Origin of the sequence: Streptomyces sp. NPDC001401 (assembly GCF_042895385.1) — a bacterium.
Lineage (GTDB): Bacteria > Actinomycetota > Actinomycetes > Streptomycetales > Streptomycetaceae > Streptomyces.
In genome coordinates, this window is sequence record NZ_JBIAWI010000007.1 from 386496 (window position 1) to 411218 (window position 24723).

Below are 24723 nucleotides of genomic sequence, written 5' to 3' on the forward strand. Positions count from 1 at the left end.
GCGGGCCGTGTCGGCTGCCGGCGCGGTCTCCGGGCGTCAGGCTGCCGGCCGTATCAGCCCGGACTCGTAGGCGAAGGCCACCGCCTGGACGCGGGCGCGGGCGCCGATCTTGGCGAGGATGTGGCTGACGTGGGACTTGACGGTGGTCGGGGCTATGGACAGCCGGACGGCGATCTCGGTGTTGGACCAGCCGGAGGCGACGGCCGTGAGGACGTCGCGTTCGCGTTCGGTGAGGGTGTCCAGGCCGACCTCCCGCCCGGCGGGGCGGATGGCCGGCTGTTCGCGGACGGCGTCGATGAGCGCGCGGGTCAGGGCGGGGGTGATCGCGGCGTCCCCGGCGGCCACGACGCGGATGGCCGCGGTCAGTTCTTCCGGGGCGGCGTCGGTGAGGAGGAACCCGGCTGCTCCGGCGCGCAGGGCGGCGTAGGCGTGGCGCTCGTGGGTGGTCGAGGTCAGGACCAGTACGCGGGGAGGAGAACCGCCCGCCGTGGTGGCCTCGGGAGCCGGCAGGAACCGGGGGAGGTGCGCGGGGCGTGCGATGCGTCGGATGGCTTCGATGTCGTCCGTACCGGCGAGACGGCTGTCCATCAGGACGACGTCCGGACGGAGCGCGGAGCACATGCCGACAGCCTCGGCTCCGCTCGCCGCTTCGCCGGCCACGGTCAGGTCGGGCTCGGCAGCCAGGAGCATGCGCAGGCCGACGCGTTGCAGGGACTGGTCGTTGACGATGAGTACGGAGACCATGCCTGTCCTTCCCGCCTCTAAACGAAACGGTTTCGTTCACTTGAGCCTCAGAATAGTCCCCTCCGCTAGCGAAACGGCACCGTTTCCCTTGTGGTCTGGGTCACATCTCTCGACGGGCTTGGACGGGCGGCGCTTTCCCGGGAACGGTCAGGGTTCGCGGTGCTCGTGTGCCGCCTGCTCCAGCGCCTCCGCCTCGGCCTCCGCGATCCGCTGCTCGGCGTCCACGTCGATGGAACGGGTCAGCAGCCAATACAGCACCGCGGCGACCGGCAGCCCGATGAACAGGGAGATGTCGGCTCCGTCGAGTGCGTGGGCGACGGGGCCGGTGTAGAGGGTGCCGACGGAGAAGAAGGGGATCATGACGGCGAAGCCCACGAGGTAGGCGATGATGCCGTGCCAGCCCCAACGGCCGTAGATTCCACGGGGGTTGAAGATCTCGGCGATGGCGTAGTGGCCGCGGCGCACGACGTAGTAGTCCATGAGGTTGACTGCGGTCCACGGGATGAACAGGTAGAGCACCAGCAGCAGGAAGTTGTTGAAGTTCTCCAGGAAGTTGGAGGTCGCCGCCAGTGCGCCGATGAGGGAGAGCACCGCGGTCAGCCCGATGGTCACCAGCCGTACGCCGAGCGTCGGCGTCACCCGCCTGATCGAGTCGATGGCGCTGATGAGCGTGAGCGAACCGCCGTACATGTTCAGCGCGGTGACGGAGACCAGGCCCAGCACGGCGAAGAGCAGCACGATCGCGCCGAACCCGCTGAACACCTTGTCGCCGGCCGCGTTGATCGACTTGATCGTCTCGAAGTCCTTGCCTGCCCACGCCGCCAGCAGCGCCCCGAGGACCATCAGCCAGATGCCGCCGAGCGCCGAGCCGAAGTAGGTCCAGTAGAAGGTCTTGCGGACGGTCACGCCCGGCGGGAGATAGCGCGAGTAGTCGGAGACATAGATGGCCCAGCTGATCTGGTAGCCGGCGACCACCCCGAACTGGGCCAGGAATGGTGTGGCCTTGAAGGCGCCGAGGTCGAAGGAGCCCGCCGGGTAGTGCAGCGTGACCAGGACGCCCACGGTGAAGATCCCGAAGACGACCAGGAAGGAGTACGTCAGGAACTGCTCGGCCTTGTGGATGACGTCGTAGCCCACCAGCGCGATGAGCAGGGCGACCGCGGTGACCACGACCACCCACAGCTTGACGCCCCCGTGCACCGTGGTGTGCATCGCCTCACCGGCGAGGATGGTGTTGAAGACGTTGAAGCCCGCGTACTGGACGTAGGCGAACAGCCACACCAGCAGGGCGCCGACGTAGCCGAACTGGGGCCGGGACTGGATCATCTGGGGCAGTCCGAGCTGCGGGCCCTGGGCCGAGTGGAAGGCCATGAAGAAGGTGCCGAGGACCGTGCCCGCCACGATCGCGATCAGCGACCAGATGAGGTTGCCGCCCTCGGTGATGCTGATCAGGCCCACCGCGAGGGTCGCGATCTGGGCGTTCGACATGAACCACAGGGGGCCCAGGTGCCACAGTTTGCCGTGGCGCTCGTCCAGCGGGACGTAGTCGATGGAGCGGATCTCCAGGCCCGACACTCGTGGCTCTGATGACGTGGTCATGGCACCTCCGGAGTGATGATCCGCCCCTGTGGCCGGATTCATTCCCTCCAGGCGCCCGGTCAAGCGGCCATTGCCGACCCTTGACCGGGCGATGCGCCGCCGTCAGACCGCCGGGCTGGGGAAGGTCGGGTACTCCACCCCGGAGACGTGCTGGACGACGCGGATGACCTGGCAGGAGTAGCCGAACTCGTTGTCGTACCAGAGGTAGAGGATGGCGTTGTCGCCGTCCACCTTGGTGGCGCCCGCATCGACGATCGAGGAGTGGCGCGAGCCGATGAAGTCGCTGGAGACCGCGTCGGGGGCCGTGGTGAAGTCGATCTGGCGCTTGAGCGGCGAGGTCAGCGACACGTTGCGGAGGTAGTCGAGGACCTCCTCGCGGTCGGTCTCGCGGCCGAGCCGCAGGCTCAGGATCGCGATCGAGACGTCCGGCACCGGGACACGGATCGAGCTGCCCGTGATGGGCGCCTTGAGGTCCGGCAGCGCCTTCGCGACGGCGGAGGCGGCGCCGGTCTCGGTGATGACCATGTTGAGCGGCGCGGAACGGCCCCGACGGTCGGCCTTGTGGTAATTGTCCAGCAGGTTCTGGTCGTTGGTGAAGGAGTGGACGGTCTCCACGTGGCCGCGCAGCACGCCGTACTCGTCGTCCATCGCCTTCAGCGGCGGCACGATCGCGTTGGTGGTGCAGGAGGCGCAGGACAGGATCTGCTCGTCCGGCTTGATGGTGTCGTGGTTGACGCCGTGCACGATGTTCGGGACGTCGCCCTTGCCCGGCGCGGTCAGCACCACCTTGTCGATGCCGGGGCGCAGATGCTGCGAAAGACCCTCGCGGTCGCGCCACTTGCCGGTGTTGTCGATCAGGATGGCGTTGCTGATGCCGTACGCGGTGTAGTCGACCTCAGAGGGGTCGTTCGCGTAGATCACCTTGATGGCGTTGCCGTTGGCGAAGATCGTGCTGCTCGCCTCGTCCACCGTGATCGTGCCCTGGAACTGGCCGTGGATGGAGTCCCGGCGCAGCAGCGAGGCCCGCTTGACGATGTCCTGCTCGCCACCGCCGCGCACCACGATCGCGCGCAGTCGCAGACCGTTGCCGGAGCCGGCCTTCTCGATCAGCAGGCGGGCCACCAGGCGGCCGATGCGGCCGAAACCGTACAGGACGACGTCGCGGCCCTCGCCGCGCTCGATCTTGTTCGCGCCGGTGGCGCCCGCGACGGCCTCCGCGGTGAACGCCTCCACCGACAGACCGCGGTCGTCGCTCCTGTACGTCGCCGCGAGCATGCCGATGTCGATCTGCGAGGGACCGAGGTCGAGCGCGGTGAGCGCCTGCAGGAACGGCAGGGTCTCGGTCACCGAGAGCTCCTCGCCGGCGATCTGCCGGGCGAAACGGTGCGTCTTGAGGATGCTGACCACCGACTTGTTCACCAGGGAGCGGCTGTGCAGCAGGACCGTCACGTCCCGCTCGCGGTGCAGCTTCCCGATGATCGGGATCATCGACTCCGCGATCTCCTCGCGGGTCTTCCAGTTGGTGAACGAGTCGTCGTTGACAGTCACAGATCCATCTTTCGAGCTAGGCGGCGCTCATATGTTAAACCCTGGTTGATCGATCGTTTGAGCGGGGTTCGTCACACACGCCCCGGCCCGGAATCGAGACGATCCGGCTGCCCGTCCGTACCTGACGGGCATGGGGCACGCCCGCCCCGCGACCGCCACCGGATCGACCGAGGGACGTACACCATGAACGCAACCGCAGCCATCGGCGTGACCGGCCTGGGCGTGATGGGCCGCAATCTGGCGCGGAACCTCGCCCGCAACGGCTACACCGTCGCCGTCCACAACCGCACGGCGGGCCGCACGCGCGCGCTCATGGAGGTGTACGGCGACGAGGGCACGTTCGTCCCGGCCGAGACGCCCGAGGACTTCGTGGCCGCCCTCGAACGCCCCCGCCGCCTGATGATCATGGTGCAGGCGGGGGAGGCCACCGACGCCGTCATCGACGAGTTCGCCCCGCTCCTCGCGCCCGGCGACATGATCATCGACGGCGGCAACGCCCACTTCGCCGACACCCGACGCCGCGAGGCCGCCCTGCGCGAGCGCGGCATCCACTTCGTCGGCACCGGCGTCTCGGGCGGCGAGGAGGGCGCCCTCGAAGGTCCGTCGATCATGGTCGGCGGCTCGGCGGAGGCGTACGACGTCCTCGGCCCCATGTTCGAGACCATCAGCGCCAAGGTCGACAGCGAACCGTGCGCCGCCCACATCGGCAGCGACGGCGCCGGGCACTTCGTCAAGATGGTCCACAACGGCATCGAGTACGCCGACATGCAGCTCATCGCCGAGGCCTACGACCTGCTGCGCCAGGTCGCCGGCTACAGCCCGGCCGAGATCGCCGACGTCTTCCGCCGCTGGAACGAGGGCCGGCTCGGCTCCTACCTGATCGAGATCACCGCCGACGTGCTCGCCCACACCGACCCGGTCACCGGCGCCCCGTTCGTCGACGTCGTCGCGGACGCGGCCGGGCAGAAGGGCACCGGCCGCTGGACCGTGCAGACCGCGCTCGACCTGGGCTCCCCGGTCACCGCCATCGCCCAGGCCACCTTCGCCCGCGCCGCCTCCGGCCAGCGCGACCTGCGCGCCGCCTACGCGGGCCTGCCCGGCGGCACCCGGCCCCCGCTCAGCCGCACCGAGGCCGAGCGCTTCACCTCACAGGTCGAGCACGCCCTGTACGCGTCGAAGGTCATCGCCTACGACCAGGGCTGGAAGATGATCCAGGACGCGGCCGCCGAGTACGGCTGGAAGATCGACCTCGGCACCGTCGCCCGGATCTGGCGCGGCGGCTGCATCATCCGCGCCTCCTTCCTCGACCGCATCCGCGCCGCCTACGCCTTCGACCGCGACCTGGTCAGCCTGCTCGGCGAGATGGAGTTCGCCATGGAGATCACCGACGCGCAGGTCCCCTGGCGGGAGATCATCGCCTCCGCGGCCCGCCGCGGCATCCCCGTCCCCGCCTTCTCCGCCGCCCTCGCCCACTACGACACCCTGCGCGCCGACCGCCTGCCCGCGGCCCTCCTGCAGGGCCAGCGCGACTACTTCGGCGCCCACACCTACCGCCGCACCGACCGCCCCGGCACCTTCCACACCCACTGGACGGCACCGGCGCGTCCCGAGACGACGGCCTGACCAGCGCGGTCCGTTCCCTACCGGGCGGGCCCCTTGCCCAGGTTGCGCCAGGCGATGCCGCCCAGCACCGGCGCCATCCACATCAGCAGCAGCCAGACCGGCTTGGGCAGATGGCGGACCCGTGAGGCCGGCGTCCTGATGCAGTCCACGAAGGCGTGCAGGCACAGCACGACCACCAGGGCGTACAAGGCGATGGCGAGATAGGCGGTCATGGATCCGGTTCCTTCCTGAGGGTCCCGGTGCCCGAACGGGTACCGGGATCTTGCCTGTTCGCCCCTTCATCGGATGAGGCCGCCCCTGCGGTTCACGCAAATCGCGCCTTCTGCGCGCTCGCGTCCGGCGCGCCCGCCCTGTGCAGCCTTGACGCCCCGACCTGCGCCGACAAGGCTTCGGGCAACACCCGCCCGGACAGGTAGGACGACGATGGCAGACTCCCCGGACACTCCCGACAACAGAGCCGCGGGCCGGCAGCTCCAGGTGGAGGCGCACGGCCTCGACGTCATCGCCGACGCCGAGCGCAAGGGCACCCCCCAGACCCTGTTCTGGCCCTGGTTCGGCGCCAACGTGTCCATCCTCGGGCTGAGTTACGGCGCCTTCGCGCTCGGTTTCCGGATCTCCTTCTGGCAGGCGCTGATCTCCGGCGTGATCGGCATCGTCTTCTCGTTCCTGCTGTGCGGCTTCATCGCGGTCGCCGGCAAGCGCGGCTCCGCGCCGACGATGGTCCTCAGCCGGGCCGCCTACGGCGTGCGCGGCAACCGCCTCCCCTCGGTCATCTCCTGGGTGCTCACCGTCGGCTGGGAGACCGTGCTGTGCGCGCTCGCCACCATGGCCACCGCCACCGTCTTCGGACGGCTCGGCTGGGGCGGCGGCACGGAGACCAAGGCGGTCGCGCTCGTCCTGGTCGGCGCGCTGGTCGTCGTCGGCGGTGTGATGGGCTTCGACCTGATCATGCGGCTGCAGACCGTGATCACCGTCGTCACGGGCGTCCTGACCGTCGTCTACATCGCTCTCGTCGCCGACCGCATCCACTGGAGTACCGTCAGCGCGATCCGGGCGGGCTCCGCCCAGGAGTTCATCGGCGCGCTGGTGTTCATGATGACCGGCTTCGGCCTCGGCTGGGTCAACGCCGCCGCCGACTACTCCCGCTATCTGCCCCGCAGTTCGTCCAGTCGCGGGGTGATCGGCTGGACCACCTTCGGCGCCTCCGTGGCCCCGCTGCTCCTTCTGGTCTTCGGCCTGCTGCTGGCCGGCTCCTCCACCGACCTCGCCGTGGGCGTGGCCGCCGACCCCATCGGCGCCCTCGCCGTCGTCCTGCCCACCTGGTTCCTGGTCCCGTTCGCCGTCGTCGCCGTGCTGGGCCTGGTGGGCGGCGCGGTGCTCGACATCTACTCCTCCGGCCTGGCCCTGCTGTCGGCGGGCCTCAGGATCCCCCGCTTCGTGGCCGCGTTCGTCGACGGCGTCCTGATGATCGCGGGCTCGATCTACATCGTCTTCTTCGCCGACGACTTCCTCGGCCAGTTCATGGGCTTCCTGACCACGCTCGGCGTCCCCATCGCCGCCTGGTGCGGCATCATGCTCGCCGACCTGGCCCTGCGCCGCCGCGACTACGACGAGGGCGACCTCTACCGCCCGGCCGGCCGCTACGGCGACGTACCGCCCACGCCGCTGCTGCTCACCCTCGCCGCCACCGCCCTCGGCTGGGGCCTGGTCACCAACTCCGCGGCCGGCTGGCTGAGGTGGCAGGGCTACCTCCTCGAACCGTTCGGCCTCGGCGGCAAGTCCGGCGCCTGGGCCTACGCCAACCTCGGCGTCCTGGCCGCCCTCGCCCTCGCCTTCCTCGCCACCCTGGCCCTGGGCCGCGCCCGCGTCCGCGCACAGGAGGCGCAAGCGCCGAGCCCGGCCACGGGGGAGGAGGTGCCCATCGCATGACCTCGTCCGCCCCTGGCCTGCTTGCCGTCATCGACATGCAGCGCGTCTTCGCCGACCCCGACAGCCCCTGGGCCACCCCCCGCTTCACCGAGGCCGCGGCAGGAGTACGACGCCTGCTGCCCGCCTACGGCGACCGGGTGGCCTTCACCCGCTTCCTGGCCCCCGCCAAACCCGACGGTGCCTGGAGCACGTACTACGAACACTGGCCCTTCGCCCTGCAGCCGCCGCAAGCCCGACTCTGGGAACTGAGCGAGGAGTTCGCTCACTACGCGGGGCCCGTACTGGACGCCACCACCTTCGGCAAGTGGACACCGGAACTCGCCCGCCTGCTCGGCCCCGAGGGCCGCCTGGTCCTGGCCGGTGTCAGCACTGACTGCTGCGTCCTGTCCACCGCGCTCGCCGCCGCCGACGCCGGTGTGGAGGTGCTGGTCGCCGCCGACGCCTGTGCGGGCGTGGACGACGACTCGCACGCCAAGGCGCTGCAGGTCATGGACCTGTACCGCCCGCTGATCCGCGTGACGACCGTCGCGGAGCTGCTGGGGGTTGCCGGCAGGGCCTAGCGGTGTGCGATGCCGTCGATCATCAGGGCGAGAGTGAAGTCGAACCGGTCGTGGCCCTCGCCGGCGGTGAGCTCGGCGGCGTGGCGGGTGGTGTGCGGGAAGGTCTCGGCGGGCAGGGCGGTGAACCGGCGTAGCAGTTCGTCGCGGTCGAGGACCCACACGGCGTCATCGTGTGCCGAGCGTTGGCGCGCGATCGATGTCTCGAGACAGTAGGCGGCCACGTACAGCAAGAGCGCGTCGATGGCCCAGGCGGCGGCCTGCGGGGCGACGCCGCCGGCGAGCAGGATCGCCAGCAGTCCCTCGGTGACGCGCACGGTCTCGAGGTCGGTGGGGGCCATGGCGAGCGCGGCGCGGGAGATTCCGGGGTACTTCAGGTACTGGTCGCGGATCTGGGTGCACACGCCGCGGATCTGCTCCCGCCAGGCCGCGGGGTCGGGCTCGGGCAGTACGAGTTCGGCGCACAGCCGCCCGATGAGCAGCTCGTCGAGGTCGGCCTTGTTGACCACGTGGGCGTAGAGCGAGGCGGGCCCGGTGTCGAGCGCCCCGGCCAGCCGGCGCATGGTCAGTGCCTCGTACCCCTCTGTGGCGATGACGCCCAGCGCGGTGTCGATGACCTGCTCGACGGTGATCGGGACCTTGCGGCGCCGCGGCCTGGGGTCGGCTCCGGCCTCGGGGTTCGGCGGCTGGTGGCGCGCCGCGCGTCGCTCTCTCGGGTTCACCCGACCATCATAGCTTGACACGAACACTGTTCGTTTGTAGAACACTGTTCGTGACAGTGAATGTGAACCAGGACGTGAACCAGGACGTGGACGTGACCGTGGTCGGAGCCGGGCCGGTGGGCCTCGTGCTCGCCGCTGAGCTGGCGCTCTCCGGGGTGACCGTGCAGGTGCTCGAGCGCCGCGCCGAGCCGGACGAGGGGATGAAGGCGGGTTCGATCAACGTGCCGACGGCCGAGGCGCTGGACCGCCGCGGCCTGCTGCCGGCCGCCGAACGGGTACAGCGAGAACTGCTGGAGCGGATGGGGTCGTTCGCCCGCATGGCCGACAATCGGCAGCCCGGTGGCGGCCGGCGAGCGCCCGAGACGCGGTTCACCGGGCATTTCGCGGGAATCGTCCTCGACGCCGACCTCGTGGACTGGTCCGATCCCGACCTCTCCGCGCACGCCGCGGTCGACGGAGCGCGGATGGTGCCGCAGCGCGAGCTGGAGGCGCTGCTGACCGGCCATGCCGCGCGGCTCGGCGTACGGGTGCGGCGCGGGGTGGAGGTCACCGCGCTCGAGGACACCGGCGACGGCGTGCTCGTCGGCACCACCGCCGGCACCGTGCGCACCGGCTGGCTGGTGGGATGCGACGGCGGGCGCAGCACCGTACGCCGCCTCGCCGGCATCGACTTCCCCGGCACCGACCCCGAACTCACCGGGCATCTGGCCCTCGCAGACATCGCCGACCCGGAGAAGCTCGCGAACGGATGGGCGTGGTCGACTCAGGGGGCCTACCGCCACGGACCGCAGCCCGGCCGGGTGGTCACCGTGGAGTTCCGCAGCCCTCCCGCCGCCCGCTCGGCACCGGTCACCCTCGAGGAGTTGCAGACCAGCCTGCGCCGGGTCTCGGGCACCGACGTCACGCTGACCGCGCTGCGCGGCGCCGCGACCCGCTGGAGCGACAACGCCCGCCAAGCTGCTGCCTACCGGTCGGGCCGGGTGCTGCTGGCCGGCGACGCCGCGCACGTGCACTCGCCGTTCGGCGGGCAGGGGCTCAATCTCGGCGTCGGCGACGCGATGAACCTGGGCTGGAAGCTCGGTGCCGTGGTCGCCGGGTGGGCACCCGAAGGGCTGCTCGACACCTACGACGCCGAGCGCCGACCCCTCGGCGCCTGGGTACTGGACTGGACGCGGGCCCAGATCGCCGTATTGCGCGGGGACGCCAAGTCGGCCGCGCTGCGGGAGGTGCTCGGCGATCTGCTGAGCACCCGCGACGGCACGACCTACGCGGTCAAGAAGATCTCCGGTGTCACACAGCGCATCGACCTGCCCGGCGACCATCCGCTGGTCGGGCGATACATCCCCGACGTGTGGCTGAAGGACGGCTCCCGGCTGGCCGACCGCGCTCACGGCGGCGGGTTCCTCCTGCTCGACCGCACTGCGGACGGCGCGTTCACCCGCCTCGCCGCGGACTGGGCCGGGCGGCTGAGCAGCGTGACCGACGACCATGCGACGCCGACCGGGGTCTTGGTGCGCCCGGACGGGGTGGTCGCCTGGGCCTCCGACACCACCGACATCGCCGCCGTCACCGGCCTCGAAGCCGCCCTGCACCGATGGGCCGGCGCGCCGTCGCCCTCACCCGAGCACGAGCCGGTGGGCTGAGGCGGATTCAGTCGCTCGGCGGCGATATCCCATTGCGAGCACCAGTCGGGCCACGGCAGGGTTCCCGGACACCCCAACCCTCAGGAGGCGCTTCCGTGGCCGGTCTTCCCGTGCGACAAGGCCGTCTGGCTCTCCTCGGCGGTGGCTTCAGCCTCGACGACGGACTGCTGGACGACTGGCTGCTCAGCCACGCGCGCACCCCACGCCCGCGCCTCTGCTTCCTGCCCACCGCCAGCGGAGACGCCGTCGCATATGTCGAGAGATTCTCCGCCGCGTTCCGGTCGCACGATGGCTGCGAGACATCTGTACTGCCCTTGTTCCAAAGGGAGTTGGACGACGAAGGCCTGCGCTCGTTCCTGCTGGCGCAGGACGTCGTGTACGTGGGCGGCGGCAACACCGCGAACATGCTGGCCGTATGGCGCGTGCACGGCGTGGACCGACTGCTGCACGAGGCCTACGACCGCGGCACCCTGCTGTGCGGCATCAGCGCCGGCGCGAACTGCTGGGCCGAGGGCTCGCACACCGACTCCTTCGGCCCCCTCACCTTCCTCCCGGACGGACTGGGCCTGCTGCCCGGCTCGGTCTGCCCGCACTACGACAGCGAACCGGGCCGCCGTCCCTCGTATCAGGCAGCTGTGGCTGACGGATCGCTGCCCGCTGGTTGGGCGTTGGACGACGGGGTGGGGGCCCTGTTCACGGAGGGCCGACTGGAGGAGACGGTGAGCAGGCTGCCGGGTGCCCAGGTGTACCGGGTGGAGCCGGACGGGAGGGGCGGGGCCGACGAGCGGGCGCTGCCGTGCCGGCTGCTCACATGAGTGTCGGGCGACCTTGGCCTTATCCGGTCGGTACCCGCAAGGCACTTGCCGTGTTCAATCACCCCTATCGCGTCACGTAACCGACGGCCCCACCCGTCAGGAGGCACCGTGCTCGCCGCTCCCGAACCCGACCTCACCGAACACGACATCATCGAGCGCGCCGCCGCGCTCAGGCCCGCACTGCTCGAACGTCAGCCGGAGACCGAGCGGTTGACGCACTACCCGAAGGACACCCACGACGACTTCCTCAGGGCCGGCTTCTACCGGATCCTCCAGCCGCGGCGCTACGGCGGCTACGAGTTCGGCCTGCCGGTCTTCTACCGCGTGGTCACCGAGATCGCGCGCGGCTGCCCCTCCACCGGGTGGGCACTCTCGCTCACCGCCGCCCACGTCCTTCAGGTCGCCACACTCTTCGACGAGCGGGCGCAGGACGAGATCTTCGGCGCCGACGGCGATTTCCGGGCAGCGTCCACCGTCGTACCCGTCGGGGTCGCACAGCCCGACGGCGACGGCCATGTCGTCCTGGACGGCACCTGGCCGTACTCCTCCGGCGCCCCCTACTCCACGCACTACGTCGGCCAGACCCTGCGTGCCCCGGCCGCACCGGGCGAGGCGCCGGGACCGCCGGTGCTGTTCGTCGCGCCGCGCTCGGTGTGGACGGTGCTCGACGACTGGCACGGCGTCCTCGGCCTGCGCGGCAGCGGCTCCAACAGCATCCACATGGAGCAGGCCCGCATCCCGGCGTACCTCACCCGCGAGGCGTTCCTGCTCGACCTGCCGGTCGAGGGCGGCAGCGTCGGCTCGAAGCTGCACGGCAATCCGATGTACGCCGGGCGGGCACCGAGCTTCTTCCACGGTGAGCTGGCCGCCATCATGATCGGCACCGCGTACGCCGCCGCCGACGAGTACGCCCGGATCGTCGCCGCCCGCCCGCTCACCCTGGAACCCGACCGCACCCGGGCCGACCTGCACGACTACCAGCGCCACCTCGGCGAGGCGCTCGGCATCATCGACATGGCCGAAGCGGCGCTGCGCCAGACCGCGCAGGACTGGATGGAGACGTGCCGGCGCAACGTCACCGGCGAGGCCCCCTTCACCGTCGTCGAGGACAACCGGCTCGCGCTGATGTTCCTGAACGCCGGGCGCGCGGCCTGGGACGTGCTGCAGGGCATCCTCTTCCGCACGGCCGGCTCCCGGCATGCCCGCGACGGCGAGCGGATGCAGCGCTACTTCCGGGACGCGGCCACGTACTGGACACATGTGGGGGCCGGCATGGCGGAGCCGCTGGCCCGCCGGGTCGGCTGCGATCGCCTGGGGCTGCCCTCGGCGGACATACCGCTGATTCCCTGAGCCGATTCCCTGAGCCGATTGCCTGAGGCGACTACCTGAGGTGAATTCCTGCCGAACGGATGAATGGGCTCGCCCGGATCGGGTACGCGAGCAGGACCGTGCCGGGGGCCGATCTTGTCCCGGGCGAGCCGTACGACCGCCGCTACCAGGGGATCTGCCATGGAGATACCTGCCAACGACCACACCAGCACACCGGCCAGGCAGGCGCTGGACGCGCTGGCCGTGAACACCGAGGACACGGCGGCGCTGGACACGCTCGCCGGCAGCGAAGTGCTTGTTCCGGTGCCCGACGACGCAAGCCAGGAGGAAGACGGGGATCCGGGCGCGGTGGCGCTGCCGGTCCTCGAGCAGCCGGGCGGCGACCCGGTGGTGCCCGTGTTCACCTCGGAAGGGGAGATGGCCGGACTTCTGCCCTTCGTCTCCCGCTACCGCCTGGTGCCACTCGGTGCGCTCGCCTCGCAGTGGCCCGCCGACGATCTGTCGCTCACCATCGACGCCGGATCCGAACACCCGCTGACGCTCACCTCGGAGGGCGTACGAACCCTCCTGGCCCGGCCCTGACGGCCACCGACTGACCCAGGGGAGGCGCCGGGCCCGGGAGATGAACGGCGCCGACCCCGCTCATACCCGGGCGCCCACGGTCGCCGTGCCAGACGATACGACTGCTGCGGTCGCCGCGTCGCTGCCGGATGCGCGGCGACTGCCCGCAGAACACGGCGGATGGTGGCATTTCACACGCCGTTACAACGGCCGACGCAAAGAGGCGCGGTGCCCGCTCCTACAGGTGTCCCGGCTCGTATTCGAGCCGATGACCAGACCACTGGACTTCTGGTCCGCGCCGACATCGACAGCGCCGTACTCCTTCAGCCGCAGAAGGACACCTGCCGGATCGACGAAGTAGCCGTTGCCGACGTCCGCCCAGGTGACGTCGCCGATGCTGTCGTAGAAGGTGACCAGGTCGGCAGGAACGGGGCTCATTACCAGCCATGCCCTGTCCAGCCTCCCAATCCAGCGCCGTGGCGCGTGAATTACGGGGAGAGGTCCGGTCCGGCTATGTAGCGGATGCGACGGTCGGAATGGTTCCGGTCGGTGACGTCGGTGCTGTCGACGTATTGGTCGATCGCGCCGACCGGCGGCAGTGCGCGCAGGGCGGGATCGCCGATCGAGGCGATCAGGGCATCGGTGAAGCGGTGGGCGTCCAGGACCAGGAACGGCCTGGTGTGGAAGGGGCGGACCTTCACGTCAAGAGGCTCGGTCAGCCCGAGGCTGTTGTGCATGCCGGCGGCAAGCTCGTATGCCGGCGACAGGTGCTGCTCGCGTTCCTGCCAGCTGCACGCCGACAACGCGCTCGCAAGGAGCGGGGTGAGTTCCGGGGCGCAGGGCAGTGCGGTGAACGCGGTGCCCAGCCACTTGCTGTAGGGCGGGTAGACCCGGTGCATCAGGAGGCACAGCTTCATCAGGTCGCGCACCTGCCGGGCGGCGACCACGGCGGAACCCAGGTCGTCACCGACCTCGCCGCAGCGCCCGACGAACGGTTCTTCCTGGGACAGGCGCATCCACTGGCAGGCCAGCACATAACGCCACACGTCATCGGGATACCAGGCCAGAGTGGTGCGGTAGGACTCGAGCAGGCCGAGGCCGTCGTGGAAAACCGCGCCGCCGGTCAGCTCCCGCAGCAGTTGCGTCGGGACGATCAGCCACTCGCGCGCCGACAACCCCTGGGCAGGGTCGGCGCCGAGCTGATCGGTGAAGAAGGCCCGCGGATCATTGACGTGCACCCAGTGCCGGGCCGGTGTGCCGTCAGGAAAGGGAAACCGAACCGGGTAGCCGCGGAACCGGGCCGGCAGTCGCCGGTCAAGATCCGCCTCCAGGCGTTGCGCACGGGTTTGGAAGTCTTTGCCGGCCAGGAACACCTGCAGGCGCGGACCCCAGGCGTGGTCGGTGGAGCGTACGGTGTCGAACCCCTGCACCTCCGAGCCGTAGCCGATCAGGGCCGCCGAGTACGCCACGCCGTGCAGCACGGTGTCCAGGATCGGGGCGACGACCTGCCGGTAGAACAGCTGGGCCAGCTCGAGACCGGGAAGAAAACGGCGCGTCACGCCCGCCACCCTGGCAGAGCCATGTGGATGGCAGCCAGCCGATATTGGCGTCCTCGCCCGGTGACCGCTGCCCGGATCACGCACCGAGCTGCCTCGGTTTGGCGTGGGCGAGGATTTGGAGGCCGGCAGGGGAGACGGTTGCCGTCTTGTCGTCCAGACCTCACGGTCGAAGGCCGGCGGCCGCCCTGCGGATCTGCGGCACCACTGCGCGAGGGCGATCGGGCGGCAACGGCCGTCGGCCATCAGGCAGATCTTCGTGGTCGGTCCGCCGAGGGAGCGTCCGAGGGCGTGGTCATGCGGCTCGCCGGCCGGGTTCCGTTTGGGCGGGCTCCGGCGGCGTGCTGGTGAGCGAACGCGATCGTGGAGTCGACGGTGACGGCCCGGTCGAGGTCGCCCTCGGCGTCTGCCCGTGCGAGCAGGGCGGTGAAGATCGGTTCCTGCGTGCCGTCGACCGTTCACACCCGCAACCGCCGCCCCGTGCTGACCGACCAAAATCAGCCGAACAGGGCCTGAGCTCGGCCCAGTTGGCAGCGCCGGCGACGCCTCCGGGTTGCCGGTGCGGCACCCCGGAGAACCCCCGTCATCACAGGTCACAAGGCCCGCCTCCGTCGCCACGGCACCGGCAGGCGGTCGCCGATCCGTGGCCACATCTTCAAAACGTAGGCACAAATTCCACACATCCCTCTCTTCATACGGGTCGCGATGGTCTAGATTGACCGTGCCTCACATGCTGGGACACGAGGCGACAAATGGGGATCTATGGGTCCGCTGCTGCGGGCAGTCAGTACTTGCGTCTTCGGGGCCGGACGTGGGGGCGATCAATTCTTGGAGTCCGAGAGGGCTTCGGGTGCGTTGAGCATCCGAGGTTTCGACGGGTTTCCGCGCACCTCAAGAGCCGGGCAGGACATGCGAGTCTGCTGCTGCCGGGTGGGGTGTTCACATAGCTCTCAAAGAGCCGCATGCGCGGGGGGCGGGGGCCTCCCGAGGGGGGAACAGCACGGCGGGAGGCGGGGGCCTCCCGGGGGAGGGACAGTGCGGGGGGCGGGGGCCTCCCGCAGGGGGCGAAACAGTGTTGGGCGAACACGTCTTACCACTGGGGACCTTGGGGGGTTCTGTGCGGCAGGGGGGAATAGTCGGCCCTTTTCCGTCGGCGCGCGGGCGTCTGGCGAACGGGGCAATCAGCCAGCCTGCGATCGACTGGGAGCATCGGTACCGCCGTACCGTGATCATCAGCGACACCATGGCCACCGCCTTCGTGGTGGCGGGGATCGGCGACTTCTTCGGGGCCCGGGACGCGGCCAACTGGCACGAGAAGTGGGGAATACTCGCCTTCGGCACCCAACTGCTGGTGCTGGGAGCGCTGGCGGTGAGCCGGTCGTGGGCTCCGGCCGTGCTCGGCCAGGGCGCCGAGGAATTCCGCCGTCTCGGACGCTCACTGTTCACGGCGACCGTCGTCCTGGCGCTCGGCGGGATCGCCCTGACCTCGCGCAACATCAAGCTCTGGATCTTCGTCGCGGTCCCCGCGATCGCGCTCGTCACCATGACCGCGCGGTATCTGCTCCGGCTCTGGCTGCACAAGCAGCGCAAGGAAGGGCGGTGCCTTAGACCGGTGCTCGCTGCCGGGAGCCCGGACACCGTGCGCGACCTGATCACCCGTACCCGCAAGTTCCCGCACCTCGGCTGGCGTGTGGAGGCGGTGTGCACGACGGACGGTCGCGGGCTCGACGGTGACGAACTGGACGGAGTGCCGGTCGTCGGCCAACTGTCGGACGTCGCCAAGCACGTTCGCCACGACGGCTACCGTGTCGTCGCGGTCACACCGGACCCGCACTGGTCACCGGACCGGCTGCAGCGGCTGGCCTGGAACCTCGAAGGCAGCGATGCCGAGATGGTCGTGGCCCCCGTGCTGATGGAGGTGGCCGGCCCGCGGCTGCACGTCGACGCGGTGCTCGGGATACCGCTGCTGCGGGTCAGCATGCCGACCTTCACCGGGGGCCGCCGGGCGATAAAAGAGGTCGTCGACCGGGTGGGCGCGGCGCTCCTGCTGGTGCTGTTCGCGCCGCTGATGGTGCTCGTCGGGCTGCTCGTGCTGGCGGACAGCCGGGGCGGGGCGTTCTACCGCCAGCGCCGGGTCGGCAAGGACGGCCGCGAGTTCACCATTCTCAAGTTCCGCACCATGGTCACCGGGGCCCACGGGGCACGTGCCCAGCTGGCCGGCCGCAACGAGGGCGCAGGCCTGCTGTTCAAGCTCCGCCGGGATCCGCGGGTGACCCGCGTGGGAACAGTGCTGCGCCGGTACTCGCTCGACGAGCTTCCGCAACTGTTCAACGTGCTCACCGGATCGATGTCGCTCGTCGGACCTCGGCCTCCGCTGCCGGAGGAGTCCGCCGCGTACGGCCCGGACATCCGGCGGCGGCTGCTGGTCAAGCCCGGGCTCACCGGCCTGTGGCAGATCAGCGGACGCAGCGACCTGCCGTGGGAGGAGGCGGTCCGCCTCGACCTGCGGTACGTGGAGGACTGGTCGCTCGCCCTGGACACAGTGATCTTGTGGAAGACGCTGCGTGCCGTCCTCCACGGGCAGGGGGCGTACTGATGCGCGGGGGTCGTCCGACCGGCGCGAGGACCGCAGGCCGCAAGGGCCTGCCTGGGGGGAGAGACGGGGCATGAGAGTCAGCGTTTTCGGGCTCGGCTACGTGGGCTGCGTATCGGCCGCGTGCCTGGCCAGCATGGGGCACGAGGTCATCGGGGTGGACGTCAACCAGGTGAAGGTCGACCTGGTCAACGACGGCAAGGCCCCGGTGGTCGAGGAGCGGATCGGCGAGCTCATCGCCGAGGTGGTGCGGACCGGGGCGCTGCGCGCCACCGGCGACGTCCGCGAGGCGATCATGGACAGCGAGGTGTCGCTGGTCTGCGTGGGCACGCCGTCGGAGCCCAACGGCAGCCTGTGCACCACGTACTTGGAGCGGGTCACCGAGGAGATCGGCGCCGTGCTGGCCGAGGGGGCCAAGCAGGGGGGTCGGCACACCGTCGTGTTCCGCAGCACCATGCTCCCGGGCACCTGCCTGAACCTGCTGGTGCCGATCCTGGAGAAGTACGTCGGCGGCACGGCCGGGGTTGACATCGGGGTCGCAGTCAACCCGGAGTTCCTGCGCGAGGGCACGAGCGTGCGGGACTTCTTCGACCCGCCCAAGACCGTCATCGGCGAGCTCGACCCGGCAAGCGGCGACGCGGTGTTGGCGCTGTACGACGGCCTGCCCGGTGAGGTGTTCCGCGTGCCGGTCCCGACCGCCGAGGCGATCAAGTACGCGGACAACGCGTTCCACGGCCTCAAGATCGGCTTCGCGAACGAGCTGGGCGCGGTGTGCCAGGCGCTCGGGGTGGATTCGCACCAGGTGATGGACGTGTTCCTGGCCGACCGCAAGCTGAACATCAGCCCCGCCTACCTGCGGCCCGGCTTCGCCTTCGGTGGCTCCTGCCTGCCCAAGGACCTGCGCAGCCTGGTCCACGCGGCGCAGCGGGCCGACGTCTCGGTGCCCATCCTCTCGCATGTGCTGCCCTCCAACGCGGACCATCTGCAGCGCGCGGTGGACCTGGTCGAGCGCACCGGCAAGCGCCGGGTGGGAATGTTCGGGCTGTCCTTCAAACCCGGCACCGACGACCTGCGCGAGAGCCCGCTCGTCGAGCTGGCGGAGAGGCTCTTCGGCAAGGGGTACGACCTCAAGATCTACGACGCCAATGTGAGCCTCTCCCGGCTGCTCGGCGCGAACCGCGAGTACATCGAGAGCCGGCTGCCGCATCTCGCGCAGCTGCTCGCGGAGTCCGTCGACGAGGTGCTCGAGCATGCCGAGGTGTGCCTGGTCGGGACCAGGGATCCGGCCGTGCTGTCGGCGCTGCCCCATGGCGACGGCCCCGTGATTGTCGACCTCATCCACCTTCCCGACGCCGATGCGCGCCGGGCCGAACCTGGGTACGTGGGCCTTGCTTGGTGACACAACCGGCGGCGACGGGCCGACCCGTCGCGCGCTGATTCTGGTGGAGAACCTGTCGGTGCCGTTCGACCGGCGGGTGTGGCAGGAGTGCACGACGCTGCGCGACGCGGGCTGGGAGGTGCACGTCATCTGTCCCCGGGGGGAGAAGCGGGACACGGAGCCGGAGGCGGTGATCGACGGGGTGCGCATTCACCGCTACCCGTTGCGCGCGGCCACCGGCGGGCCGGCCGGCTATCTGCGGGAGTACGGATCGGCGTTGTGGCACACGATCCGGCTGGCCCGCAAGGTCGGCCCGGTCGACGTGGTCCATGCCTGCAACCCGCCCGACCTGCTGTTCCTGCCGGCACTGTGGCTGAAGCGGCGCGGCGCGCGGTTCGTGTTCGACCAGCACGACCTGGTGCCCGAGCTGTACCTGTCCCGGTTCGACCGCGGCAAGGATCTGCTCTACCGCGCCGTGTGCGCGCTGGAACGGCGGACCTACCGGGCCGCGGACATCGTGCTCGCCACGAACGAGAGCTACCGGGACGTGGCGATACGCCGTGGCGGCAAGCGGCCGGAGGACGTCTTCGTGGTGCGCAGCGCGCCCGCGATCGAGAGGTTCCAGCCGGTGCCGCCGGAGCCGGAGTTGAAGCGCGGCAAGCCTCATCTGCTGTGCTATCTCGGCGTCATGGGCCCTCAGGACGGCGTCGACTACGCCCTGCGGGCCCTGGCGAAGCTGCGCGACGAGCTCGGGCGGACCGACTGGCATGCGGTGTTCGTCGGCTCCGGCGACGCCTTCGACGCGATGGTGGAGCTGTCCGGGCGGCTGGGTCTCTCCGAGCAGGTGCAGTTCACCGGGCGCATTCCGGACGCCGACCTGGTGCGCTACCTGTCCACCGCGGACGTGTGCCTTTCGCCCGACCCGCGCAATCCGCTCAACGACGTGTCGACCATGAACAAGGTCCTGGAGTACATGGCGATGGGGCGGCCGATCGTCTCGTTCGAGCTCCGGGAGGCGCGCGTCTCCGCCGGTGACGCCGCCGTCTACGCGCCCGCCAACGACGAGGCCGAGTTCGCCGAGCTCATCGCGCTGCTCCTCGACGATCCGGAGAAGCGGGCCCGGATGGGGAAGATCGGCCAGGAGCGGATCGGCGGGCCGCTGTCCTGGCAGAACTCGCAAGCGTCGCTGCTCGCCGCCTACGCCGCTGCCTGCCGGGACCAAGCTCCGGTGTCGGCTGGTGGGCCGGTCCGTACGGGGAAGAGGCTGCTCCATTGAGTGATGACACGATCCGTCTGGCCACGATCGGACGGATACTCCGTCGGCGGTGGCGGCTTCTCGCCGTACTCGCCGTGGTGGGTGCGCTCTTCGGCTACGGCAGCTCGGTGCTGGTGTTTCCGCCGCGGTACACGGCGTCGGCATCGGTACTGCTGCCGGGGCTGTGGGAGGAGCGCGAACTGCTGACCCAGGTGGACATCGCCACCAGCTCGGCGGTGGTCGACCGCGCGGCCGCCACGCTCGGCTGGAAGGGTGTGAACGGCGTCGAACTGCAGGATCAGGTGAGCGCCAAGGCCGCCGACGGGAACATCATCAAGATCTCCGGTACGGCCGACACCCCGGAGCGCGCGCAGCGGCTCTCCGACCAGGTGGCCCAGCAGTTCGTCACCTTCGCCGCGGGGATCGCCGGCGGCAGTGCCGACCCCGCAGTGGCCACGGGGACCGAGGCGCTGCGGAAGAAGGTGGCGGAGACCAACCGCCGCATCACCGACCTGGCCAATGCGGCCGACCCGGGGCAGACCGTGGAGAGCGTGCAGGCCCGCACCGAGCTCGAGAAGCTGCGCACCTCGCTGCAGGACGCCATAAAGAAGCTGGACGAGGCCAATCCGGCCACCAACAAGGCCAGCATGGTCGTCATGGGGCCGGCGCCCCGGCCGACCGGCGCGGCAGCGCCGACGAGGATGCAGCTCATCGTCGGCGGGGCGCTGCTGTTCTTCCTGCTCGCGGTCGTCGGCCATCTCGCCGCCGCACGGGTGAGCCGTCGGCTGCGCACCGAACCGGAGATCGCCGCGGCGCTGGGCTCGGCGCTCCTCGGCACCGTCGACGTGCCTGCTGAACGGCGTACGCACGGGCCGGAAAGCAGTGGCCGACGGGCCCGGATCCGCCGGCTTCTCGGCGTTGACACCCGGTGGGACATACCGACCCCGCAGAGGTCGGGCGACGAGGCCGACAGACGGATCCGCTACCGGCGGGTGTGCGCTCGCCTCCGGGAACAGCTGCCGGCCCCCCGGCGGCTGCTGGTTGTCGTACCGGAAGGCGACGAGGTCGCCCGCCGGGCCGCCGGGCAGCTCGTCGCCGAGGCCAAGATCGATCCGCTGCTGCGGGTGGTGGACGTTTCGGTGGACCGGCCGATCGTGCCGGACCGCGGCACGGAGTCCGGTGCCCTGGTCGTCCTGAGCGCGGGCAGCTGGACGGCGGAGGAGCTCACCGGCATCGCCGAGGCGTGTGCGGACGCCAGGCACGAGGTCGTCGGCATCGTCGTCGCCGGCCTCGTTGTCGCCGGCACGGTGCGCAGCGGTCCGACGCCGACTGCCGAAAGTCCTTTGGACGATGCCACTTTGACGTTCGCGGTTCGCGGCCATGCGACGGGAGGTTCAGCGTGACGACAAGCACGACTTCGGAGTCGTCGGCCGCCACTCCGCTCATCGACCTGCAGGCGCTGGTGGTCGCGGTCCGCAGGCGCCGCCGTCTCTGGTGCGCCATGGCGCTGCTGGGACTGCTGATCGGCGCGGCGGTGGCGGTCCTGCTGCCACCGGCGCCGGCCGCGGTGACCAAGGTGCTGGTCGCGCATCAGGAGGACCAGCCGAACGACACCGGAACGCTGATCCGCACCGACGTCCAGCTGCTGGGGACCACGCGGATCGCCGACCAGGCCCTGCGGTCCCTCAAGTCCCCGGAAAAACCGGAAGACTTCATGCGGGACTACCGGGGCACCGGATTGTCCAACAACGTGCTCCAGATCGATGTGACCGGTGACACCGACGCGGAAGCGGTGGCCCGGGCCAAGGCACTGGCCGATGCGTTCGTCGCCGACCATGCCAAGCGGGTACGGGACATCGCCGACGCCGAGGCCAAGGGCCTGGTCGCCCAGCGCGACCGCATGCAGAACGAGCTCGCCGACGTCAACAAGGAGATCGGCGGCCGATCGCCGGACAGCGACCCGAAAGCGTCGGCGGGCATGGAGTCGCTCTTCGCCCGCCGGGCCGAGCTCACTTCGCGGATCGCCGACTTCAGCCAGCGCGCCGAGGAGGCGCGCATCGGCACGCCCCAGCTCATCGCCGGCACGCAGATCGTGGACGGCCCTCGTGCGGTGCGGCAATCCCTGCCCAAGGCAGCCGTCACCAACGCCGTGATCGGGCTCGTCCTCGGGCTCTTCCTCGGGCTCGCGCTGGCCGCGGTCGGCGTGGTGGTGGCGGACCGCCCCGTGCTGCGCCGGGACATCGCGGCGAACCTCGGCGCCTCGGTCATCGCGGAGCTGCCCCGCCGGTCGGGCAGGCCGTGGCAGCGCCGACGGACCCGGGTGGCACGCGAACGCCTCACCACGAGCCTCGCCCGCACCGTGCGCGGCTCCGCGGAACCGCTGTCGCTGCTGGAACTGGGCTGTGCACGCAGCACCAGCGTGATCGCCCTGAGCCTTGCCCGGGCAGTGGCGGCGGATGGGCCAGTGGTCGTCGTCGACGGTCTGCCCGGCCCGCAGCTCGCCAAGCACCGCCCGAAGCCGGGAGACCCGACCGTGGTCAGCGGCGAGCGTGCCGCGACCGTGTCGCCTCAGGAGCGCCGGATCGGCGTCGGCTCGGTGGCGCCCGGCACGGCGTGGACCGACCTCCAGTACCTGGGCACCCAGACCGTGCTCGTCGTGCGTGCCGGGCGCGGTAGCGCCGCATGGCTGCACACCGTGGCGCGGCAGCTCGCGGAACAGCGCATTCCGGTGATCGGCGTGGTGCTGATCGACCCGGATCCGCGTGACCGGACCGACGGCACGCTGTGGGACGGGCTGCACACCGCGCTGCGCGGTAGGGCCGAGAAGCCGCCCCGGCAGAGCGGGACGGGCCTGCGGCGGACGGAGCGCGAGCCGATGTGGGCCGCACGGGTCCCGGACAACGACCAGGAGGTGAGGTAGGACATGTGTGGCATCGCAGGCACTTACCGATGGCCGGACGGAAAGGTCGTGACCGACCGGCTCACCGACACCCTCGCCCACCGCGGCCCGGACGGGGCGGGCCGCTACGGCCACCCGGTCGCTGACGGCGAAGTGCAGCTCGGGCACCGCCGGTTGGCGATCATCGACCTGTCCGAGACCGGCGCTCAGCCGATGGTCTCGGACGGCCTCGCCCTGACCTACAACGGCGAGCTGTACAACGCGCCCGAGCTGCGTGCCGAGCTGGCAGCCGCCGGGGTGCGCTTCCGTGGCACCTCCGACACCGAGGTGCTCCTCGAGGCCTGGCGGCGCTGGGGCACGGACTGCCTGCCCCGGCTGCGCGGCATGTTCGCGTTCGGGATCTTCGACGAGCGCACCGGTGAACTGGTGCTCGCCCGCGACCAGTTGGGCATCAAGCCGCTGTTCCTGCTCCGGCGCGGCGCGGGCCTGGTGTTCGCCTCCGAGCTCAAGGCGCTCGCCGCCGCGACCGGCGGGTCGCTGGAGGTGGACCATGCGGCGCTGGTGGCCTCGCTCCTCTACTACTGGGTGCCGGACTCGCGCTGCGCGTTCCGCGAGGCGGAGAAGCTGCCGCCGGGCAGCTGGCTGCGGATCCGTCCCGACGGCCGGGTGGAGCGCGGCAGTTACTGGAACCTGAAGGACGTCGCCGCCGAGGGCCGGGAGCGGGCCCGGGCAGGAGAGCAGCCGGACCTGGCCGCCATCGTCGAGGAGTCGACCCGGCGCCACCTGCTGTCCGACGTACCCGTGGCGACGTTCCTCTCCGGCGGCCTCGACTCCAGCTACCTGACCGCGCTTGCGGCCCGCCACCAACCCGGGATCTCCGCCTACACGATCGGATTCCGCGCCGAGGACGCCAAGTTCGAGGCGATGCCGGACGACCTGCGCTATGCCCGGCAGGTGGCCGAGCAGTTCGGTGTCGACCTGCACGAGATCGAGATCGCCCCGAACGTGCTCGACCTGCTGCCGCAGATGACGTACCACCTGGACGAGCCGATCGGCGACCCCGCCGCGATCAACACGTTCCTGATCTGCTCGGCCGCCCGCGAGGCCGGGGTCAAGGTGATGCTCTCGGGGATGGGTGCCGACGAGCTGTTCGCCGGCTACCGCAAGCACCTGGCCAACTTGCTCGCGCTGCGCTACCAGCGTGTCCCGCGGCCACTGCGCCGCGGGGTGTCCGGGGCCGTGGACCGGCTGCCGGTCGCCACGTCCCGGCGGGGGTACCGGTCGGTGCGCTTCGCGAAGCGGTTCCTCTCCTTCGCCGATCTGCCGGAGGAGACCGCGTTCCGGCGCAGCTACACCATGTACGACCAGGACGAGCTGCTCGCCCTTCTCGATCCGGACCTGGCGGGGACGGTCGAGGACGTGCTGACCGAACATGCGGACGTCTACCAGGACAACGACCTCGACGACTTCGTCAACCGCATGTGCCTGACCGACGCCCGGATGTTCCTGCCGGGCCTGAACCTCACGTACACGGACCGCTCGAGCATGGCCGCGTCGACCGAGGTGCGGGTGCCGTATGTGGACGTCGAGGTGGTCAAGGCGGCGTTCGCCGTGCCCGGCAATCGCAAGATCGTCGGACGGCAGGGCAAGGCCGTCCTCAAGGAGGCGGCCACCTCGGTCCTGCCCCGGGAGATCGTGTACCGGCCCAAGGGCCTGTTCAGCGCCCCGCTGCGCGCCTGGATGAGCCGGGACCTGGCACCGCTGGTGCGCGAGGTGGTCAACGACGGCGAGCTCGTCCGCTCCGGGTTCCTGCGCCGCGACGCGCTGGCGCGCATGGTCGCCGAGGACGCCGCCGGACAGCAGGACTTCTCCAAGCATCTGTGGCATGTGCTGACCCTCGAGTACTGGTACCGCGACGCGACCTCCGGGTCCGGCCAGGGCGCTCGCTCGGCGGCGTAGAAGACGGCGTAGA

Annotated in this window: 20 protein-coding genes; 13 read left to right on the top strand and 7 right to left on the bottom strand. The window is 70.6% G+C overall.

Annotation, left to right across the window (positions count from 1 at the left end; translation table 11 throughout):
- Window positions 1-36: 36 nt before the first annotated feature.
- From ACFY10_RS25190 to ACFY10_RS25200, 3 genes are all read right to left on the bottom strand, one after another.
- The gene (locus ACFY10_RS25190; RefSeq protein WP_390667451.1) at window positions 37-744 is read right to left on the bottom strand and encodes a LuxR C-terminal-related transcriptional regulator; all 708 of its coding nucleotides are present in this window, start codon (window positions 742-744) and stop codon (window positions 37-39) included.
- Between the two features lie 147 nt (window positions 745-891).
- A complete protein-coding gene (locus ACFY10_RS25195) occupies window positions 892-2343 on the bottom strand; it encodes a purine-cytosine permease family protein (RefSeq protein WP_390667452.1) in 1452 nt (483 codons plus the stop codon).
- Window positions 2344-2445: 102 nt separating this feature from the next.
- The gene (locus tag ACFY10_RS25200) at window positions 2446-3891 is read right to left on the bottom strand and encodes a glyceraldehyde-3-phosphate dehydrogenase (protein ID WP_390667453.1); all 1446 of its coding nucleotides are present in this window, start codon (window positions 3889-3891) and stop codon (window positions 2446-2448) included.
- Window positions 3892-4074: 183 nt separating this feature from the next.
- Between ACFY10_RS25200 and gndA the strand changes: the two genes are divergently transcribed.
- The gene (gndA, locus tag ACFY10_RS25205; protein ID WP_390667454.1) at window positions 4075-5514 is read left to right on the top strand and encodes an NADP-dependent phosphogluconate dehydrogenase; all 1440 of its coding nucleotides are present in this window, start codon (window positions 4075-4077) and stop codon (window positions 5512-5514) included.
- Window positions 5515-5531: 17 nt separating this feature from the next.
- Here gndA and ACFY10_RS25210 read toward each other — a convergent pair whose 3' ends face one another.
- Window positions 5532-5726, bottom strand: coding sequence for a hypothetical protein (locus ACFY10_RS25210; protein WP_390667455.1), 195 nt, complete (start codon window positions 5724-5726; stop codon window positions 5532-5534).
- A 211-nt stretch (window positions 5727-5937) separates the two neighbouring features.
- Here ACFY10_RS25210 and ACFY10_RS25215 point away from each other — a divergent pair, with 211 nt between their 5' ends.
- Window positions 5938-7443, top strand: a complete 1506-nt coding sequence (locus ACFY10_RS25215; RefSeq protein ID WP_390667456.1) for a purine-cytosine permease family protein — start codon at window positions 5938-5940, stop codon at window positions 7441-7443.
- A complete protein-coding gene (locus tag ACFY10_RS25220) occupies window positions 7440-8003 on the top strand; it encodes a cysteine hydrolase family protein (RefSeq protein WP_390667457.1) in 564 nt (187 codons plus the stop codon). The genes ACFY10_RS25215 and ACFY10_RS25220 overlap by 4 nt, the downstream gene beginning before the upstream one ends.
- Here the strand turns inward: ACFY10_RS25220 and ACFY10_RS25225 are convergent.
- Complete coding sequence (locus ACFY10_RS25225) at window positions 8000-8722, bottom strand: TetR/AcrR family transcriptional regulator (protein WP_390667458.1); 723 nt, start codon at window positions 8720-8722, stop codon at window positions 8000-8002. The genes ACFY10_RS25220 and ACFY10_RS25225 overlap by 4 nt on opposite strands.
- Window positions 8723-8772: 50 nt before the next feature.
- Between ACFY10_RS25225 and ACFY10_RS25230 the strand changes: the two genes are divergently transcribed.
- The 4 genes from ACFY10_RS25230 (at window position 8773) to ACFY10_RS25245 (ending at window position 13091) form a co-directional block, all read left to right on the top strand.
- The gene (locus ACFY10_RS25230; protein WP_390667459.1) at window positions 8773-10365 is read left to right on the top strand and encodes an FAD-dependent oxidoreductase; all 1593 of its coding nucleotides are present in this window, start codon (window positions 8773-8775) and stop codon (window positions 10363-10365) included.
- 95 nt (window positions 10366-10460) lie between these two features.
- Entirely contained in the window at window positions 10461-11180 is a 720-nt protein-coding gene (locus ACFY10_RS25235; RefSeq protein ID WP_390667460.1) for a Type 1 glutamine amidotransferase-like domain-containing protein, read from the top strand.
- 108 nt (window positions 11181-11288) lie between these two features.
- Window positions 11289-12530 (top strand): acyl-CoA dehydrogenase family protein, encoded by a 1242-nt coding sequence (locus tag ACFY10_RS25240; protein WP_390667461.1) that lies wholly within the window; start codon window positions 11289-11291, stop codon window positions 12528-12530.
- A 159-nt stretch (window positions 12531-12689) separates the two neighbouring features.
- Complete coding sequence (locus tag ACFY10_RS25245; protein WP_390667462.1) at window positions 12690-13091, top strand: SseB family protein; 402 nt, start codon at window positions 12690-12692, stop codon at window positions 13089-13091.
- Between the two features lie 180 nt (window positions 13092-13271).
- Here ACFY10_RS25245 and ACFY10_RS25250 read toward each other — a convergent pair whose 3' ends face one another.
- Complete coding sequence (locus ACFY10_RS25250) at window positions 13272-13508, bottom strand: hypothetical protein (RefSeq protein WP_390667463.1); 237 nt, start codon at window positions 13506-13508, stop codon at window positions 13272-13274.
- Window positions 13509-13558: 50 nt separating this feature from the next.
- On the bottom strand, window positions 13559-14629 hold the full coding sequence (locus ACFY10_RS25255) for a DUF4037 domain-containing protein (RefSeq protein WP_390667464.1): 1071 nt from the start codon (window positions 14627-14629) through the stop codon (window positions 13559-13561).
- Window positions 14630-15743: 1114 nt separating this feature from the next.
- Between ACFY10_RS25255 and ACFY10_RS25260 the strand changes: the two genes are divergently transcribed.
- The 6 genes from ACFY10_RS25260 (at window position 15744) to asnB (ending at window position 24710) form a co-directional block, all read left to right on the top strand.
- The gene (locus ACFY10_RS25260; protein WP_390667465.1) at window positions 15744-17222 is read left to right on the top strand and encodes a sugar transferase; all 1479 of its coding nucleotides are present in this window, start codon (window positions 15744-15746) and stop codon (window positions 17220-17222) included.
- A 70-nt stretch (window positions 17223-17292) separates the two neighbouring features.
- Window positions 17293-18618, top strand: a complete 1326-nt coding sequence (locus tag ACFY10_RS25265) for a nucleotide sugar dehydrogenase (RefSeq protein WP_390667466.1) — start codon at window positions 17293-17295, stop codon at window positions 18616-18618.
- The gene (locus ACFY10_RS25270; RefSeq protein WP_390667532.1) at window positions 18575-19873 is read left to right on the top strand and encodes a glycosyltransferase family 4 protein; all 1299 of its coding nucleotides are present in this window, start codon (window positions 18575-18577) and stop codon (window positions 19871-19873) included. The genes ACFY10_RS25265 and ACFY10_RS25270 overlap by 44 nt, the downstream gene beginning before the upstream one ends.
- Complete coding sequence (locus ACFY10_RS25275; protein WP_390667467.1) at window positions 19870-21255, top strand: Wzz/FepE/Etk N-terminal domain-containing protein; 1386 nt, start codon at window positions 19870-19872, stop codon at window positions 21253-21255. The genes ACFY10_RS25270 and ACFY10_RS25275 overlap by 4 nt, the downstream gene beginning before the upstream one ends.
- Window positions 21252-22772 carry a Wzz/FepE/Etk N-terminal domain-containing protein gene (locus ACFY10_RS25280; protein WP_390667468.1) on the top strand — a complete coding sequence of 507 codons (1521 nt, stop codon included), beginning with the start codon at window positions 21252-21254 and terminating at the stop codon, window positions 22770-22772. Before ACFY10_RS25275 ends, ACFY10_RS25280 begins: the two co-directional genes overlap by 4 nt.
- A gap of 3 nt (window positions 22773-22775) precedes the next feature.
- The gene (gene asnB, locus ACFY10_RS25285) at window positions 22776-24710 is read left to right on the top strand and encodes an asparagine synthase (glutamine-hydrolyzing) (RefSeq protein ID WP_390667469.1); all 1935 of its coding nucleotides are present in this window, start codon (window positions 22776-22778) and stop codon (window positions 24708-24710) included.
- Window positions 24711-24723 lie beyond the last annotated feature (13 nt).

What these genes read in the sequence shown, in the direction of transcription:
- ACFY10_RS25190 (WP_390667451.1), bottom strand. Translation starts at nt 744, where the DNA reads ATGGTCTCCGTACTCATCGTCAACGACCAGTCCCTGCAACGCGTCGGC.
- ACFY10_RS25195 (WP_390667452.1), bottom strand. Translation starts at nt 2,343, where the DNA reads ATGACCACGTCATCAGAGCCACGAGTGTCGGGCCTGGAGATCCGCTCC.
- gndA (WP_390667454.1), top strand. Translation starts at nt 4,075, where the DNA reads ATGAACGCAACCGCAGCCATCGGCGTGACCGGCCTGGGCGTGATGGGC.
- ACFY10_RS25210 (WP_390667455.1), bottom strand. Translation starts at nt 5,726, where the DNA reads ATGACCGCCTATCTCGCCATCGCCTTGTACGCCCTGGTGGTCGTGCTG.
- ACFY10_RS25215 (WP_390667456.1), top strand. Translation starts at nt 5,938, where the DNA reads ATGGCAGACTCCCCGGACACTCCCGACAACAGAGCCGCGGGCCGGCAG.
- ACFY10_RS25220 (WP_390667457.1), top strand. Translation starts at nt 7,440, where the DNA reads ATGACCTCGTCCGCCCCTGGCCTGCTTGCCGTCATCGACATGCAGCGC.
- ACFY10_RS25245 (WP_390667462.1), top strand. Translation starts at nt 12,690, where the DNA reads ATGGAGATACCTGCCAACGACCACACCAGCACACCGGCCAGGCAGGCG.
- ACFY10_RS25250 (WP_390667463.1), bottom strand. Translation starts at nt 13,508, where the DNA reads ATGAGCCCCGTTCCTGCCGACCTGGTCACCTTCTACGACAGCATCGGC.
- ACFY10_RS25265 (WP_390667466.1), top strand. Translation starts at nt 17,293, where the DNA reads ATGAGAGTCAGCGTTTTCGGGCTCGGCTACGTGGGCTGCGTATCGGCC.
- ACFY10_RS25270 (WP_390667532.1), top strand. Translation starts at nt 18,575, where the DNA reads ATGCGCGCCGGGCCGAACCTGGGTACGTGGGCCTTGCTTGGTGACACA.
- asnB (WP_390667469.1), top strand. Translation starts at nt 22,776, where the DNA reads ATGTGTGGCATCGCAGGCACTTACCGATGGCCGGACGGAAAGGTCGTG.